Origin of the sequence: Blautia sp. An249, assembly GCF_002159835.1 — a bacterium.
In the GTDB taxonomy this organism is placed as follows: Bacteria; Bacillota; Clostridia; order Lachnospirales; family Lachnospiraceae; genus Blautia_A; species Blautia_A avistercoris.
In genome coordinates, this window is sequence record NZ_NFJL01000027.1 from 23750 (window position 1) to 40571 (window position 16822).

Below are 16822 nucleotides of genomic sequence, written 5' to 3' on the forward strand. Positions count from 1 at the left end.
CTGTGAATAAATTTAGATTAAACATCGACGGGAAAGAATGTCTCGGAATTCCCGGACAGACCATTCTCGAAGTTGCAAAGGAAAACGACATTGTTATCCCCACCCTTTGCTATGATGAAAGAACAGAAATTTATGGTGCCTGCGGTCTTTGCGTTGTAGAAGTAGAGGGAAATCCCAAGCTCTGCAAAGCATGTGCCACACAAATCGCACCAAATATGGTTGTACGCACAAAGACAGACCGTGTCATTGAATCCAGAAAAACCAACCTGGAGCTTCTGCTTTCCAACCACAGAGGCGACTGTCGTCCTCCATGTGTACTTGCCTGTCCGGCTCAGACGGACTGTCAGGGATATGTGGGCTTAATTGCTAACGGACGTTATGAAGAGGCCATTGAATTAATTAAAGATAAAATTCCGCTTCCGGCTTCCATCGGACGTGTCTGCCCTCATCCATGTGAAACTGCCTGCCGCCGTGGTATGGTAGACGAACCGGTTTCCATTGCATGGCTGAAACGTTTTGCAGCAGATACAGATATGTTCGGCGAGGATCCGTTCATGCCGGAAATCGCTCCGGAAACAGGAAAGAACGTTGCCATCATCGGTGGTGGTCCTTACGGATTATCCATGGCTTACTTCCTGAGACAGAAAGGCCATGAAGTTACCATTTATGAAGCCATGCCGAAACTGGGCGGTATGCTTCGCTATGGTATTCCGGAATACCGTCTTCCAAAAGAAGTTCTGGATGAAGAAATTGCCCTGATTGAAAGAATGGGCGTAACCATGGTTCCGAATACAAAAATCGGAAAAGACATTTCCTTTGAAACCATTAAGAGAGACTTCGATGCTGTCTGCATCGGTATCGGAGCATGGGTTTCCACAGGCGTGCGCTGTAAGGGGGAAGATTCCAAAGGCGTTATCGGCGGAATTGATTTCCTGAGAAAAGTCGTACGCAACGAATCCATTGATCTGGGCGAAAACGTTGCCATCGTCGGCGGCGGTAATACCGCAATGGACGCCTGCCGTACAGCCGTACGTCTGGGCGCAAAGAAAGTATATAACATTTACCGCAGAACAAAAGATGAAATGCCTGCGGATATGGTAGAGATTGAAGAAGCAGAAGAGGAAGGCGTAATCTTCCTGAATCTGACCAATCCTCTGGAAATTGTGGCAGATGAAAACGGAAAAGCAAAACAGATGGTTCTGCAGGTTATGAAACTGGGTGAGCCGGATGCGTCCGGACGCCGCGCGCCAATTCCGGTAGAGGGTGAAACCAAGACCATCGATGTGGATACGGTAATTCTGGCAATCGGACAGAGAGTAAATCCAGAAGGATTTGACGGACTGGAACTGACCAGAAAGAACGGAATCGTTTACGATCCGGAAACCTTTATGACTCAGATTCCGGGAGTATTTGCCGGAGGTGACTGCGGAAATGATAAGATTTCCATCGCAGTAGAATCCATTGCAGATGCCAAGAAGGGAAGCCAGGTAGTAGACTCTTACTTAAATGGGGAAACCATCGGCTACAAACCTCAGTATACGGTTAAGAGAACGGATTTAACCCCTGCTTCTTTCGAAGACAGAGAGAGAATGTGCCGTCCGAAGATGGAACAGCTTTCTGCAGAAGAAAGAAAGAATAACTTTACAGAAGTAGTATTCGGATACGACGAAGAACAGGCACAGGCAGATGCAGCCCGCTGTCTGGAATGCGGATGCCACGATTACTTCGAATGTAAACTGATTCATTATGCAAACCAGTACAATGTAGAACCGGATCGCTTCGCCGGAGATGTAAATCTGGTGGATTATGACGATGAACATCCATTCATTCTCAGAGATCCCAACAAATGTATCCTCTGTGATACCTGCGTACGTGTCTGCGATGAAGTTATGGGTGTAGGCGCTCTGGGCCTTGTAAAACGTGGATTTGACACGGTTGTAAAACCGGCTCTGGAAATGCCTCTGGCAGAAACAGGATGTATTTCCTGCGGACAGTGTGTAAGCTGCTGCCCGACCGGAGCTCTTCAGGAACGTCTTTCCATTGAGAAACCAGTTCCGTTGGAAACCAGTTCCGCCGATACTATCTGTTCTCATTGTTCCGTTGGCTGCAGCATGCATCTGGAGACCTACGGAGATATGCTGATTAAAGCAGTGCCGGATAAAGAGGGCGCCGTTAATAAAGGACTTCTCTGCGGCAGAGGAAAATGGGGCTTCGACTGTTCTATGGTAGAAGGAAAGCTGTTGGATCCGGTTGCCAAGAATGTGGACGGACAGTTTGAAGAAGTAGATTATCACGATGCTTTCGTTTTAACGGCTAAGAAGACAGAAGCCGTTGCAGCAAAATACGGCAAAGAAGCAGTAGCTGTCGCCATTTCCGACCGCTATACCAATGAAGAAGCCTATGTGATGAAGAAACTGGCTGATTCCATCGGAGCAAAAGTTCTCTGCTTCAACAACAGAGAAAGCGGACTGGAAAAAGTTCTGGGAGTAAATGCTTCCCCGAATACTATTGACGAGCTGCTTTCCACAGAAGTGATTCTGGTTGTGGGATTTGACAATTCTCAGGTTATGAGAGTGAAATTAAGCCAGGCTGCTAAAAACGGCGCAAAAGTTGTTCTGGTTAACCCGCAGGGATATGAGCAGGAACACTTTGGATTCGCTTATAAAACCATCTACACCGGCAATGATCTGGGATTCTTAAAAGCAGTCGGAAAAGCCCTTGTTGATATGGGCAAAGGAAACGGCACAGAAGGATACGAAGAATTTGCAAAGAGTGTAGAAGGCGCACAGGTCTGCGATGAGGCAAAAGCTGTTGCAGAACTTTATGCCGGTGCAAAGAAGGCAATGATTGTATTCCAGCAGAATCTGGTAACAACCGAAGCGGCTGTTTTACTGGCAGATTTGGCAGTTATTTCCGGACATATCGGAAGCCCGAGAGACGGTATCCTGCAGCTGAAAGCAAAGAACAACAGCCAGGGTCTGATCGATCTGGGAATTACAGCCGGAGCAGAAGCTATGGAAGGCGTGAAGGCTCTTCTGGTATTTGGAGAAGATCCGGATACTTCCCTGCTTTCCGACGTGGAATTTATGATGGTATGCGATACTCATATGACTAAGACCGCAGAGATGGCAGACGTGGTGATTCCGGGAACCGGATTCGCTTCTGCTGACGGAACTTATACCAATACAGAGCGCAGACTGCAGGCAGTGGTACAGGTAATTGATGAAGACGTGGTATTCAATAACTGGGAAGTTGCAGCAGAGCTTGCTCATGTATATGAAGTAGAGATGCCATATGACGAAGCAGCCGATATTTCCGAAGACTTAAACTGTGTATCGGATGTATACAGAAATTCTTATATCGGAGAAATTTACGGCGGAGTTCTGAACTGTGAAAACAGAAAACTGGTGGCAGTTGCAGACGGAACCTTCGTAGCTCCTCTGAAGAATACAGACAACCTTACAAATATGATTGATGAGAGACTTCCTCATTAATTAGAAAAAAATTCCTCCGGATAAAGGTTATTTCCCTGTCCGGAGGGATTTTTATATTATAGGAAGTTGAAAAGGACTTGTCCTCTTTGTTCCGTTTTCTTCCATTCTTGCGCGTTTTTGAAAGATATGGTATACTTCTCTTAATTCCTGTGCCGGTGTGCACAGAGAAATCGCAAATGGAATACGTAAGAAGAGGAATAAGCATATGTCAGTGTTAAATGCAATATTAATGGGATTGTTACAGGGACTGACGGAATTTCTTCCCGTCAGCAGTTCCGGCCATCTGGTGATTTTTAAGCTTGTATTCGGAGTGAATACCGATACAGGGATATTATTTGATGTGATGCTTCATATAGGCACGCTGGGAGCTGTGTTTGTAGCTTTCTGGAAAGATATCCGCCAACTGGCAATTGAGACAGTCCGGATTATCTATGATGTAATCCAGAACATTAAAATTTTTATCAATAACCGCAAAACAGGGGACGATGATCCATATCGGAAAATCGTACATAATAATTACAGGAAGTTTGTAATGCTGATTCTGGTCTCTACAATTCCCACAGGAATTCTGGGCTTTGTTGCCCAGGGACTGGTAGAAAAGGCGGGCTCATCTCTGCTCTTTCCCGGAATCGGTCTGTTAATTACAGGGATTCTGCTTTTGGTAGTGGATTTCATTAATTCCGGAAATAGGATTCCCAAAGATGTTACTTATGCCAATGCCATGTGGATTGGTATCTGTCAGGGGATTTCCACATTCCCTGGAATATCCCGTTCCGGCATGACAATCTGCGCCTGCCTTTTGGCCGGGTTAAACCGTAAGTTTGCAGTGAAATATTCTTTCCTTATGTCTGTTCCGGCAATTTTAGGCGCCGCAGTTCTGGAGCTGAAAAATTTCGGAAGTGAAACCATGAGTCTGGGGCTGGGATTTACTTATCTGTTGGGAATGATCGTGGCAGGCGTCGTGGGATATTTCTGTGTGAAGACAATGCTCGTTTTAGTACGAAAGAAGCAATTCCGTTATTTCGCATATTATTGTTTTCTTATCGGAATCATTGCGCTTATCAGTAATTTTGTAATGTAGTTTTGAGGAGGAGAAACATGGCAGCATCTGCAAAAAACAGAACAGGCAAAAGAAAAGCTACAGGAAGATCAAAAAAAGGCACAAAAAGACAAGAAGCTGCAACCAGCGGATTCAGAGGAGAGATTCTATTACTGTTCATACTGGCAGTTGCTGTCATATTGCTGGCAAGTAATTTTGGAGTTGGTGGCGTTGTGGGAGACGCCATCAGTTCTTTTTGTTTTGGCGCTTTTGGCCTGATGTCCTATCTGTTTCCCCTGCTTCTGGTAATAGGAAGCGCCTTTTTTATCGCAAACAGAAAAAGCCGTCTTGCACAGAAAAAGATTCTGGCGGGAGTTCTTCTGTTTCTGAATTTCTGCGGACTGATACAGCTTCTGACAGAAGGTTACATGGAGACGACGCCTCTGATGGAATATTTTCATAACTCCGCTTACTATCATACCGGAGGCGGTTTGGTAGGAGGGGCTTTATGTATCTCCACAACAGCCGCTTTCGGAACCATAGGCGCTTATGCGATTCTTATTCTGGTAGGAGTCGTGTGTCTGATTATTATCACTCAGCGCTCCTTCTTCGGCTTTGTGAATGGAATCATTTTCGGCATCGGAAAGAAAGCAGGTGCGCTGTTTGAGAGAAGGGAAACAGAATCTGAACCCAAACGGCCGGCCCGTGTTCAGAAGCAGAAAGAAAAGCAGCCGAAAGCAGTACGGCCACGAAAAGAGAGAAGGAAATCAGAAAGTACAGCGGAACCTGTGGATTTCCAGATTCAGAGAAGCGAAGAACCACTGGAAAAAGAAAGCGAAACTTCAGAAGACAGTGTTTTGATTTTAAATCCTGAGGAAGCTCTGGTTCCGGAGGAAAAAGAGGAAGAAGATACAGAAGTTCCGGCTCGGACGAAACAGTCCAAATCCTCTGAAGAGGAAATTGCTTCAGGCATCCAGAACATTCAGAGAGAAATTGATAAACGGACAGAAAAGAAGGAAAAGCCCTATCAGACTCCGCCTTTTTCTTTGCTAAAGAGAGGAAAGAAAGGGAAAACCGGAGACTCGGACGGCCATCTGCGGAAGACAGCTCAGAAACTTCAGGAAACCCTTCATAATTTCGGTGTGAATGTGACCATTACAAATGTAAGCTGCGGCCCAACGGTAACCAGATATGAACTTCAGCCGGAGCAGGGGGTGAAGGTCAGCCGGATCGTAAATTTATCCGATGACATAAAACTGAATCTGGCTGCGTCAGATATTCGGATCGAAGCGCCTATACCGGGAAAGGCGGCGGTTGGCATCGAAGTGCCGAATGAAGAAAACAGTCCCGTTATGCTGCGGGATTTGCTTCAGTCAGAGGCTTTTAGAAAGTGCCCTTCAAAACTGGCTTTTGCGGCGGGAAAAGATATTGCCGGACAGCCGGTGGTGGCGGACATAGCCAAGATGCCTCATCTGCTGATTGCAGGGGCCACCGGTTCCGGTAAATCCGTCTGCATTAACACGCTGATTATGAGTATTTTATATAAAGCCTCTCCGGAAGAGGTGAAACTGATTATGATCGACCCGAAAGTAGTGGAGTTAAGTGTCTATAACGGAATTCCCCATCTGTTTATCCCGGTGGTTACCGATCCCAAGAAAGCGGCAGGGGCCTTAAACTGGGCAGTATCGGAGATGACATCCCGCTATAATATTTTCGCAGAATACAATGTAAGAAACCTGGAAGATTACAATAAAAAAGCGGAGGCGCTGGAAGATTCCCAGTCGGAAGAAAAACCGGAGAAGCTTCCGCAGATTGTAATTATTGTAGACGAGCTGGCAGACTTAATGATGGTGGCGCCGGGAGAGGTAGAAGATGCAATCTGCCGTCTGGCACAGCTTGCGAGAGCTGCGGGAATTCATCTGATTATTGCTACCCAGCGTCCGTCTGTAAATGTAATTACCGGCCTGATTAAGGCGAATATGCCGTCCAGAATCGCATTCTCTGTTTCTTCCGGAGTAGATTCCAGAACGATACTGGATATGAACGGGGCAGAGAAACTTCTGGGAAAGGGAGATATGCTGTTCTATCCCCAGGGGTATCAAAAGCCTGCCAGACTGCAGGGAGCCTTTGTATCCGACGAAGAAGTCAGCGCTGTGGTGGAATTTTTATCAAAGAAGCATCCGAAGGTAGAATACAATGAGAAAATCGAAGAACAGATCACTTCCAGCGTGTCTCCGGCAGCAGGGGCGGATTCCTCTGAACAGGAACGGGATTTGTATTTTGAAGAAGCCGGAAGACTGATAATCGAGAAAGAAAAGGCATCCATCGGAATGCTCCAGAGAGCTTTTAAAATTGGTTTTAACCGGGCGGCCAGAATTATGGATCAGCTGGCAGAAGTCCAGGTGGTGGGACCGGAAGAGGGAACCAAGCCCAGAAAAGTACTTATGACCTTGGAAGAATTTGAAGAGGTGATAAAATAAAAAGAATACAGGAGGTATAGGAAAATGGTAAGTCATATTGTAATGTGGTCTTTCCGGGAGGAGATGACGGCAGAGGAGAAAACCGAAGCAGCAAAGAAAATGAAAGAGGGACTGGAAGGATTAATGGGTAAAATTCCGGGAATGCTTTCCTGCCAGGTTTATATTGATGTGCTTCCGTCCAGCACTCACGATCTGGTTCTGACCAGTACGTTTGAGTCTGAAGAGGCGCTGAAAGGGTACCAGACCCATCCGGAACACATGAAGGTAAAAACCTATGTACACACAGTGGTTTCCAAACGTTCCTGCATGGATTTTCCAATGTAAGGGAAGTTTACAGAGCCCATGAAGATTACAATTTTAACCGTGGGGAAAATAAAGGAAAAATATCTGAAAGATGCCATTGCAGAATACAGCAAACGGTTAAGCCGGTACTGCAGACTGGAAATAGTGGAAACAGCAGATGAGAAAACTCCGGATCAGGCCAGTGAAGCTTTGGAAAAGCAGATCCGTAAAAAAGAAGGGGAAAGACTCCAAAAATATTTACGGGAAGACGCTTATAAAATTGCTCTGGCGATAGACGGAAAAATGTTGTCTTCGGAAGAGTTTGCAGAAAAAATAGAACGTCTTGGAATACAGAGTACAAGCCATATTATTTTCATTATCGGTGGATCTATCGGGTTAGATGAAGAGATTCTGAAGAAGGCAGATTATCTTCTGAGTTTTTCTAAAATGACCTTTCCCCATCAGTTAATGCGGGTAATCCTTCTGGAACAGATTTACAGAGGATACCGCATTTTATCCGGAGAGCCGTATCACAAGTAAGAGGGATTTATGGCGCCGGGTATGATACGATAAGAATTGATTCAGGAAGAGAGCGGACAGATGCAGTCTGCTTTCTTTTTGTATGCACGGGGAAATACAATGACAGAGAAAGAAACGGGTGGTATAATAAAAAATAATTAGGAGGAGAAGTATTTATGGACGATAATGTATCTGCTTTTAATTCACATGAATACAATGCCAAGATCCGGAAAACGATTCCCTATTATGATGAATTTTATAAACAAATTATTTCTGTTGTTAAAGCTAAAACGGAAAAACCATTGTGTTGGCTTGATGTGGGGTGTGGAACAGGACGGATGGCAGATGAGGTATTTAATAATATAGCCGTTAAACGTTTCGTATTTTGTGATAATTCTCAGAAAATGATTGAACTGGTCAAAAAGCAACATACGGAGCCGTACTCAGAGTTTATGAATATTTCAGTTCTTGATATAAAAGAAAAAGATTGCTTTGATATTGTCACAGCAATCCAGGTGCTGCATTATCTATCTTACGAAGAACGGATAACGGCAATCCAAAATTGCCTTAACGCACTCTGTGAGAATGGGATTTTTATATATTTTGAAAATTTCCGTCCTAAAAATGAGGTTCTCTTGCCGCTGTATTTTCAGAGATGGAAAGCCTATCAGCTTTCACAAGGAAAACCTCAAGAAGAAGTAGACAGACATCTTCAACGTTATGGAAAAGATTATTTTCCTATTACTATTGATGAACATATAAAAATTCTTGCAGATTGTGGATTTCGATATAGGGAAATAATCTGGTTATCAAATATGCAGGTAGGTATAATGGGGATAAAATAAATTGGAAGTTGCAGAGGACAATATCATGGAAATAAAAAAAATCAATCAAGATTTTTCAGTATGCAAAGTGAAGGATTATTCACTTGTAAACTTAAATGCGGAATACAGCTTCATCGGAAAAACAGATGAAGAAAAATCCTTGGTATGCGTTACAAGCGATGTTCCGCCAAATGTTATTCAACGAGATGATGGATGGAAAGGCTTTCGTATTCAAGGAATTTTAGATTTTTCTTTGATTGGGATACTATCTAAAATCACAGAGATTCTGGCAAAAAACAGTATTTCGATTTTTGCAATTTCAACTTATAATACGGACTATGTTTTGATAAAAAAGGAAAAGTATCAAAAGGCACTGGATATTCTTAAACACGCGGGTTATGAAATTGTAGAGTGATAAATCCAGTTTGATAAACTGAAAAATTGAGATACTTTTGTGTTATGATACATGTAATATGTAGTAGATGGAATATCTGTCAGAGGATTTTTCAAATTTTATTTGTAGAAAAGGGTGCATTATATGATTTTATATCATGGGAGTAATGTTGTGGTGACAGAACCTCAAATATTAGAGAATGGATTTTATAAGGATTTTGGTTACGGGTTTTACTGCACAATTTACGAAAAGCAAGCGAAGCGCTGGGCCATAACAAAACGAAAGCATCATATTGTTAATAAGTATGAATATAAACCAGATCCTGGCTTGAAGACAAAGGTTTTTAAGGAAATGACAGAAGAATGGCTTCAGTTCGTAGTTGACTGCCGCAGAGGAATAAGACATGAATATGATATTGTAGAAGGTCCCATGGCGGATGATACAATATGGGATTATGTAGAAGATTATATGGCAGGGCGAATATCGAAAGCTGCGTTTTGGGAATTAGTTAAGTTTAAATATCCAACGCATCAGATTGTTTTCTGCACAGAGAGGGCATTGCAGACAATCAAGTTTGAAAGGAGTTATTCATTATGACAAACAAGTTTTTTCCGGATGAACAAATAACCGAAAATGATCTGTATTTTCTGTGCTATATGATAGAACGGGTGGCAAGAAAGCTGCACCAGAGAAACAGGTATGTTGTGAATCGGATTTCGAAAGATGAATGGGAGCGATTGATCAGTCTTGCCAATGTACTGCATTGTGAGAATCCGAAAAAGATTGAGGCAGAATGGATTGAGGAATATAAACTGGAAAAAGGTACCTTTGATATCACAAAAGTGGATAAAGAACTTGTAGATGAGATCCCTTCTGAGACACAGATGGGAAAAGTGTATATGAGACTGATTATGTCAACACTTCAGCCGTCAGAAGATTATATAGACGGCATAATACGGGTGTATAACGATGAAATATGTGAAGTGATCGACAATTATAACAGCAGTGCATATTATGAGCCTTCTTATGTGATTACAAGAGCTTATAATAACGGAGGATTTTAGAAAGGAATTAAAACCGCGCTTGGATATGTTGTGAAGAGCCGTATCATAAATAAATGCGGTTTTTTGCGTTGGGCGTGATTTGATGAGAGGTGATTTGGGAAGTGAGCGGACGGATGGTAGTCTGCTCTCTTTTTGTGTAGGAACGAGAAAGACAATGACAGAGAAATAAACGAATGGTATAATAAAAGCAATTAAGATGACAAATTTGAAGTTGTGGAGGTGTATTTAATGAAAGTGGCAGATTTATCAACGGGACCAGATTGGATTGTATGGATTTTTTTTATAATATTGGCTATACTTTCCATTGTTTTAATTTCTGGACATGGGAGCTGGCTTATTGCTGGATATAATACGGCTTCAAAAGAAGAAAAGGCAAAATATAATGAAAAAAAACTATGCCGAACAATGGGAATAGGAATGTCCATTATAGCAATTCTTCTTTTAATTATGGAACTGTTGGAAAATATTTTACCAGCGTTTTTTATATATGTTTCACTGGGTATTATTTTGGTTGATGTCGTGGTAATTATCATTTTAGGAAACACAATATGCAAAAAGTGACAAATCTTAGTTTATGTGGTTGGGGGCGGACATATGGCAAATCTATATAAGGTGATAGATGAAAATACATGGGAAAGGGCTATGCATTGTATGATTTTCAGAAACAGTGTAGAACCCGCTTTTTGCGTTACTTTTGAAGTGGATATTACAGGCTTAAAGAATTATGTGAAGGAAAATAATCTTTCATTTACATTAGCTATGGTTTATGCAGTATGCAAATGTGCAAACCAAATAGAGGAATTCCGATATCGATTTGCAGATGGTAAGATTGTTTTGTTCGATAAGGTTGATACAGCATTTACTTATCTGAATAAAAAAACAAAATTATTCAAAGTTGTAAATGTACCTATGATAGACAACATGAAAGAATACTGTATCAAGGCAAAGAAGATTGCTGATGAACAAGAAACTTATTTTACCGGATCACTTGGAAATGATGTTTTTCAATGTTCACCAATGCCGTGGGTAACGTATACACATATTTCACATACAAACTCTGGCAAACAAGATAATGCTACACCGTTGTTTGACTGGGGGAAATATTATGAAAAAGATGGCAGATGGATCATGCCTGTTTCTGTGCAGGCACATCATTCATTCGTTGATGGAATCCATATTGGTGAGTTTGTTGATGCTTTGGAAAAATATCTTGCAAGATTTTAAAAGATAAATCTTAATTTTGGGTGGTGAGATTATATGATACCTGCAATGACAACAGACAGACTTATACTTAGAGAATATAATGATGCAGATATAGATGATTATTTCAGATTGAAAAGTGATAAAGAAACTATGTATTATTTGCAAGATATACAGTTATTTTCAAAAGAGGAAGCAGATGCGGACTTTGCAAAAATATTAGTTGATATGATAAGTGAAGATAGAAAGTTTTATTTCTTTCACATCGAATTGAAAGAGACACATGAACAAGTTGGCAGTATCGGTTATACGGTGGTTGATAATACCCCTATTGGCAAGATTGTTCACGCAGGCTACTTTATTTATCCTAAATTTTGGAGCAAAGGATATGTAACAGAAGCATTCAAAAGAGTGTTAGAGTATGCCTTTACTGAAAATGATGTTTATAGGGTAACAGCTGGATGTTTGGCTGAAAATATTGGTTCCGAAAAAGTAATGGTAAAATGTGGACTTATAAAAGAAGTGGAGCATCTTGATTGGGAATGGCATGATGGCAGAATGAAAACCAGATTAGAATACAGATTGTTAAAGAACGAATGGCAAGGTCAATGATGGTGCAATTCTCAAACGAATGGGATAATAAAGAAAATCAGGATGATAATTTAGAATTGATGGAGGTAAACATGGCAAAAGAGATTGACCCACGAAAGTCGAAACGAGCTGCAGCATTTGAGCTTTGGATGAAAGCACCAAATCCAATGGTAACTTTCTTTAAGACAATGGATGTCACAAATCTTGTCAAGGTAAGTAACAAGAAGCATCTGAAGTTTAATATGTTGATGGACTATTGTATTGGCAAAGCGGCAAAGGATGTAGATGAATTTTATTTGCTTCCAGTTGGAGATAAATTGATTCAGTATGAGACTATCGCTGTGAATACTATTGTAAAAAACAAAAAAGGAGAAGTAAGTTCCTGCGACATTCTGTTTACGAGCAAATTGGAAAAATTCAACAGTGATTATCTGAAATATACGAAGCAAGTTGCGGAAAATTGTACGGATAGAGATCTTTCAGAAAACTGTATGGTAATTGGCACATCTGCAATTATAGATACTGAAATTGATGGTGCAGTGGGTATGAATAGCGGTATTTTTAATAACCCATTTATAATTTGGGGAAGATACAAAAAGAAATTCTTTCGCTCTTATCTATCAATTTCATTTCAATTCCATCATACACAGATGGATGGCGCACACGCTGGAAGATTTTTGGCTCTTATGCAGTCAGAAATAAACAATTTGAAATAATATCAATTTTCCAAAATCCTAGTTTATGTGGTTGTTAAATTGGTATTGATAAAGATAAAGAGGAGATGACCTTGTGAAAAAATTGAGTGAAGACGCTGAAAAAATAATGACGGAACGCTTTGGAAAAGATACCATTATTGCATTAGCAACAGTAGAAAATGAAGTTCCTTTTGTGCGCTATGTCAATGCCTATTATGAGAATGGTGCATTTTATATTATTACATATGCACTATCAAATAAAATGAAGCACATGGAAAGCAACTCTACTGTTGCAATAGCTGGTGAATGGTTTACAGCACATGGAAAGAGCATCAATTTAGGATATTTCAGGAAAGAAGAAAATTACTGGATTGCAGAGAAATTGAAAAAAGTATTTTCTGAGTGGATTGACAACGGACATAATAATTTTGATGATGAAAATACTATAATTTTATGCGTGGAATTAACAGACGGGCTGATACTTTCACATGGGACAAGGTATGAGTTTTAGCCTTTAACTCCTAGTTTACAGAATCGGAGAAATTGAAATTTATAAGAATGAGAAAGATGGTTTGTAGGGTGAGGAGAATGAGAAAGTTTGGTGCGATTTTAATAATATTGATGTGCCTGTTACTGACAGGATGCACAGAAATTTTCAAACTTTTGCATGATGCCGTAGATTCGGATAATCCGTTAAGCGGGAAGGACACGAATGAGCGCATCGTCATGTGTCTGGAAGAAACATATCCCGAGCATGAGTTTTCGGTTGTCGAATCTTTTGATAAGACCGCAGACAAAGGGGTGTTCTGTGATGAAAATGGAATTGAGTTTTCTGTTCATACTCTTTTATACGATAATATTTATCATTTTGGCTGTGAGGATGATTATTTAGCAGTGCTTTTAAAAAGAGCGGAGCTACTTTGATGAATTAGCTGCGATCACTGAGAAATACGGATATATCGCGGATATAGATTATGTGAATGAATCTGTGTGGATTGAGCCGACAGTAAGCAATACAGTTGATCTTGATTTTATACAATATGCGAGTATGGTCCATGAGATTTTAAATGCCGTTGAAACCCCACGAGTGATATTCCCTGGGGAAACAGGATTCTCTACAGGGGAGGTTAATTATTATACACAGCCGTGTTTCGGTAGTGTGATGTGTGCAATTTCATATAATAATGTTTCCACAGCAGTTGTTTTTCGTTTTGAAGATAAAGATGTATCTGTGGAGCAGTTACAGAAACGCTTTGAAGATAAAATGGATTGTCTGAAAGAAGATCAGGGAATGTCTGAATGATACAAAAGATGAGAAATCGCTAAGTTAGAGGTTGTGAGATAAATTATGGATGCACAGGCATTTTGGAATGTAATAGGAAATTATAATCAGCAGACTAAGAATGTTCAAATTATTTTATTTATGATTTTGATTTTGGGTATTGCATTATCATATACTCAAAAAGTGAAATGGTCAGCTAAGTTTGTATTGGGAATCGTAAATCTGTTTATAGGAATTGCATTTTTTTCGTATTATGGAACTGAACCTATTCAAAAATTTTTTGCTTTACCACTGTTTTTGGTGTGTGGTATTTTGTTTTTATATGAATGTTATCACAGCAGGGATGATAGACTTGAAAAGCCTAATTTATGGCAAGTTTCGCTATTGGCTCTCTACTTATTATATCCATTGATTTCTGTTATGTTGGGGAATAATTATCCACAAATGGTAACACATATCATGCCTTGCCCTGTTGTTAGTTTGGGTATAGTTATATATTCAGGGTATAAGAGAAAAAATAAAGCACTTCTTACGCTATTAACGGTATGGGGCTTGACGGGGATAAAATCAGTTATTTTTAATGCGTATGAAGATATAATCCTTTTAGTTTGTGGTTTATATGGTATTATTCTTTTAATAAATGAAATTAGACAATGTCATCCGAGCCTATATTCACGCTGAAGGATTTGAAGTTCAAAAATTTATGATGAAACAAAAACCTATCATGACGGAAAATGATTGATGTTTGAGCCAACAGATACAACTTTATTTATATATTTTTGGGGTGATGAGATGAGCGAGGCACTTGGAATCAATATGGATAGATATTGATTATCTCCATTATTCTATAATATCAAAATGAATGCATAATGGAGGATTTAATTTAAAATGAAAATAAGCAAAAATAGCGCATTACTTGTAATAGATATACAACAAGAAGATTTTAAGGAAATGATACCAGAAAATGCGGATGCACCAGAATGGAAATGTATTCGTAATGCTAAACGAGTTTTAGCTGTTTTTCGTGCAAACAATCTGCCTGTCATTCAAATCAAGGAAGTTCATAGAGCTGATATGGTGGATTTTGGACGAGAATTAGACGGAGCAGAATCCATTCATTGTATGGAGGATTCACCATATACAGATTATGCAAAATTGACATATCCCATTAAGGGAGAATACCTGATTTCTAAGAGAAGATACAGTGCATTCTTTGCAACGGACTTAGAAATTTTGCTAAAAGGACTGCGTGTGAATACTTTGTATCTTATTGGAGGGCTGACAGATGTCTGTATTCATTACACAGCGGTAGATGCCCATCAACACGACTATTATATTAAGGTTGTAACTGATGCGGTTGCTGGTTCAAGCAAAGAAGCACATGAATATGCGCTGAAAGCAATCAAGTATTTGCAGAAAGATTCGTTGATAACTGTTAATGACGTTGAAAGTGCAGAGATAGAATGAAGAATTCCAGTTTCGTACTATATAAGTGTAGATGTTCAAACTAATGGAAAAAGACTTTAATTGATATAAATGATGCGTGCGTCTTACAAGGGGCATTACCATCAAGACAACTGAAACTTGTGTTGGCATGGTACGTGATTCATCAGGATGAATTGATGCAGAACTGGGAACTTGCAAAGGACGGAAAACCATTAAATTGAATCAATCCTTTGATTTTAATGTGAAAGAGGCGTTGTCATGTTAGAATATTTTCCAACTGTGGTACAGGTGATACCGCATGAAGATTGTAGTGTGGATGTATATTTTGATGATGAAAAGATTGTTTGCTGCCATGCAGAAAAGGATTTGTCAGCAGACGTGTTTGAAAGAATTAAAGAATATTGTATCTTCTTGGATAGATGCATGGATTTAAATGGAACACTGGCATGGGATATTGCCGTAGAAACTGTACTTAGATGTGTTATGGAGAGCCGTATCACAAGTAAGAAGGATTTATGGCGGCGGGCATGATACGATAAGAATTGGTTCGGGAAGAGAGCGGACAGATGCAGTCTGCTTTCTTTTTGTGTGCACAGGAAAATGCAATGACAGAGAAAGAAACGAGTGGTATAATAAAAAGCAATTAGGACAGTAAATTGGAAGTTTACGGGAGGTGTGATAATGAAAATAGAGATAGGAAAAGATTTCCCACAGTATTTTATACCCTCATATCCAGAAGAATTTGAACTATTCTCCCATTTTGAAACGACAGCAGGAATACCGACAGTTTTATTTGCAATTACCACATGGAAAGAAAACGGAAAGCCTAATGTATGCTTCCACGCATGGAGTTGTTTTCATGGCGATAAGACAGCTTTCTTTGCTGTTATGGGAAATCTTTATCGTCACACTCATACTTATGCAAATATCCAAAGGGAAAAGTGCTTTTGTATCAATTTTCTTCCAATAAGTTACTATGATAAATTGGTAGATACTATTAACCATAACGACTACGAAGCTGATGAGTTTTCAGTAGGGAAATTTGCGCTTATAAATGCCAAGACCATCCATGCCCCAATGATACAGGAGGCTTTTATAAATATGGAGTGTACTTTGAAAGAAACGCAGGATTTAAGCGGAGCAGGTATTACTTCAATGATTATCGGGCAAGTACAACACATTTCCGTTGAGGAAGAATACGCACAGGGCTATAAAAAACGATATGGAAAAGACGGATTTATGATGTTAGTCCCTGCCCCACAAGACTTAAAAACAGGAGAACCTAATCAATCAGCGATTGCTACGATAAATATTGAAAAGTATGACTGACAAATCCTAGTTTATCTATTCAACCCTCTAAAAGTCCTTTGTTTTCAAGGCTTTTCGCCTATTCAATGTTCCAACCTCATGTATTTTCCCTTGTTTTTGCCCTTATGAGCCGAAACAAGGGAAATATTTTATTCTCCGCAGACCACTTTATCCAACAGTCTTGCGGAAGTACGCTTTGCTTCC

Annotated in this window: 20 protein-coding genes and 3 pseudogenes; all 23 read left to right on the forward strand. The window is 40.1% G+C overall.

The annotated features are described in order from the left end of the window. Positions 1 to 2 precede the first annotated feature (2 nt). Positions 3 to 521: pseudogene (locus B5F53_RS21015) on the forward strand (2Fe-2S iron-sulfur cluster-binding protein); the annotation flags it as partial. Between the two features lie 60 nt (positions 522 to 581). Further along, positions 582 to 1454: pseudogene (locus B5F53_RS21020) on the forward strand (FAD-dependent oxidoreductase); the annotation flags it as partial. 378 nt (positions 1455 to 1832) lie between these two features. Further along, a pseudogene (locus B5F53_RS21025) lies at positions 1833 to 3494 on the forward strand (molybdopterin-dependent oxidoreductase); the annotation flags it as partial. Positions 3495 to 3699: 205 nt separating this feature from the next. Further along, positions 3700 to 4575 (forward strand): undecaprenyl-diphosphate phosphatase, encoded by an 876-nt coding sequence (locus tag B5F53_RS17725; protein ID WP_087226404.1) that lies wholly within the window; start codon positions 3700 to 3702, stop codon positions 4573 to 4575. A 17-nt stretch (positions 4576 to 4592) separates the two neighbouring features. Beyond that, positions 4593 to 7013, forward strand: a complete 2421-nt coding sequence (locus B5F53_RS17730) for an FtsK/SpoIIIE family DNA translocase (protein WP_087226407.1) — start codon at positions 4593 to 4595, stop codon at positions 7011 to 7013. Between the two features lie 24 nt (positions 7014 to 7037). Beyond that, positions 7038 to 7337, forward strand: a complete 300-nt coding sequence (locus tag B5F53_RS17735; protein ID WP_087226410.1) for a Dabb family protein — start codon at positions 7038 to 7040, stop codon at positions 7335 to 7337. 18 nt (positions 7338 to 7355) lie between these two features. Beyond that, positions 7356 to 7835, forward strand: a complete 480-nt coding sequence (rlmH, locus tag B5F53_RS17740) for a 23S rRNA (pseudouridine(1915)-N(3))-methyltransferase RlmH (RefSeq protein ID WP_087226413.1) — start codon at positions 7356 to 7358, stop codon at positions 7833 to 7835. Between the two features lie 155 nt (positions 7836 to 7990). Continuing rightward, complete coding sequence (locus B5F53_RS17745; protein ID WP_087226416.1) at positions 7991 to 8659, forward strand: class I SAM-dependent methyltransferase; 669 nt, start codon at positions 7991 to 7993, stop codon at positions 8657 to 8659. Between the two features lie 25 nt (positions 8660 to 8684). Next, a complete protein-coding gene (locus B5F53_RS17750; RefSeq protein WP_087226454.1) occupies positions 8685 to 9053 on the forward strand; it encodes an ACT domain-containing protein in 369 nt (122 codons plus the stop codon). A gap of 123 nt (positions 9054 to 9176) precedes the next feature. Beyond that, positions 9177 to 9629 carry a DUF3990 domain-containing protein gene (locus B5F53_RS17755; protein ID WP_087226419.1) on the forward strand — a complete coding sequence of 151 codons (453 nt, stop codon included), beginning with the start codon at positions 9177 to 9179 and terminating at the stop codon, positions 9627 to 9629. Then, positions 9626 to 10096, forward strand: a complete 471-nt coding sequence (locus B5F53_RS17760) for a hypothetical protein (protein WP_087226422.1) — start codon at positions 9626 to 9628, stop codon at positions 10094 to 10096. Before B5F53_RS17755 ends, B5F53_RS17760 begins: the two co-directional genes overlap by 4 nt. Before the next feature lie 228 nt (positions 10097 to 10324). After that, positions 10325 to 10657, forward strand: a complete 333-nt coding sequence (locus B5F53_RS17765; RefSeq protein ID WP_087226425.1) for a DUF3784 domain-containing protein — start codon at positions 10325 to 10327, stop codon at positions 10655 to 10657. Between the two features lie 33 nt (positions 10658 to 10690). Beyond that, complete coding sequence (locus tag B5F53_RS17770) at positions 10691 to 11320, forward strand: CatA-like O-acetyltransferase (protein WP_087226428.1); 630 nt, start codon at positions 10691 to 10693, stop codon at positions 11318 to 11320. Positions 11321 to 11353: 33 nt separating this feature from the next. Further along, on the forward strand, positions 11354 to 11908 hold the full coding sequence (locus B5F53_RS17775) for a GNAT family N-acetyltransferase (protein WP_242970364.1): 555 nt from the start codon (positions 11354 to 11356) through the stop codon (positions 11906 to 11908). Positions 11909 to 11979: 71 nt separating this feature from the next. Next, positions 11980 to 12603, forward strand: coding sequence for a CatA-like O-acetyltransferase, family 2 (locus B5F53_RS17780; protein ID WP_087226460.1), 624 nt, complete (start codon positions 11980 to 11982; stop codon positions 12601 to 12603). 73 nt (positions 12604 to 12676) lie between these two features. After that, entirely contained in the window at positions 12677 to 13093 is a 417-nt protein-coding gene (locus tag B5F53_RS17785; protein WP_087226431.1) for a pyridoxamine 5'-phosphate oxidase family protein, read from the forward strand. 77 nt (positions 13094 to 13170) lie between these two features. Then, positions 13171 to 13506: a hypothetical protein gene (locus B5F53_RS17790; protein WP_140398275.1), complete on the forward strand. Its 336-nt coding sequence runs from the start codon at positions 13171 to 13173 to the stop codon at positions 13504 to 13506. A 52-nt stretch (positions 13507 to 13558) separates the two neighbouring features. Next, a complete protein-coding gene (locus tag B5F53_RS19715) occupies positions 13559 to 13885 on the forward strand; it encodes a hypothetical protein (RefSeq protein ID WP_140398276.1) in 327 nt (108 codons plus the stop codon). 45 nt (positions 13886 to 13930) lie between these two features. Further along, positions 13931 to 14545: a DUF6064 family protein gene (locus tag B5F53_RS17795; protein WP_087226437.1), complete on the forward strand. Its 615-nt coding sequence runs from the start codon at positions 13931 to 13933 to the stop codon at positions 14543 to 14545. Between the two features lie 207 nt (positions 14546 to 14752). Beyond that, entirely contained in the window at positions 14753 to 15331 is a 579-nt protein-coding gene (locus B5F53_RS17800; protein ID WP_087226440.1) for a cysteine hydrolase family protein, read from the forward strand. Between the two features lie 59 nt (positions 15332 to 15390). Next, entirely contained in the window at positions 15391 to 15531 is a 141-nt protein-coding gene (locus B5F53_RS17805; protein WP_087226442.1) for a DUF4160 domain-containing protein, read from the forward strand. Positions 15532 to 15568: 37 nt separating this feature from the next. Continuing rightward, on the forward strand, positions 15569 to 15841 hold the full coding sequence (locus B5F53_RS17810; RefSeq protein ID WP_087226445.1) for a DUF2442 domain-containing protein: 273 nt from the start codon (positions 15569 to 15571) through the stop codon (positions 15839 to 15841). 150 nt (positions 15842 to 15991) lie between these two features. After that, positions 15992 to 16639, forward strand: coding sequence for a flavin reductase family protein (locus B5F53_RS17815; RefSeq protein WP_087226448.1), 648 nt, complete (start codon positions 15992 to 15994; stop codon positions 16637 to 16639). The last annotated feature ends 183 nt before the right edge of the window (positions 16640 to 16822 follow it).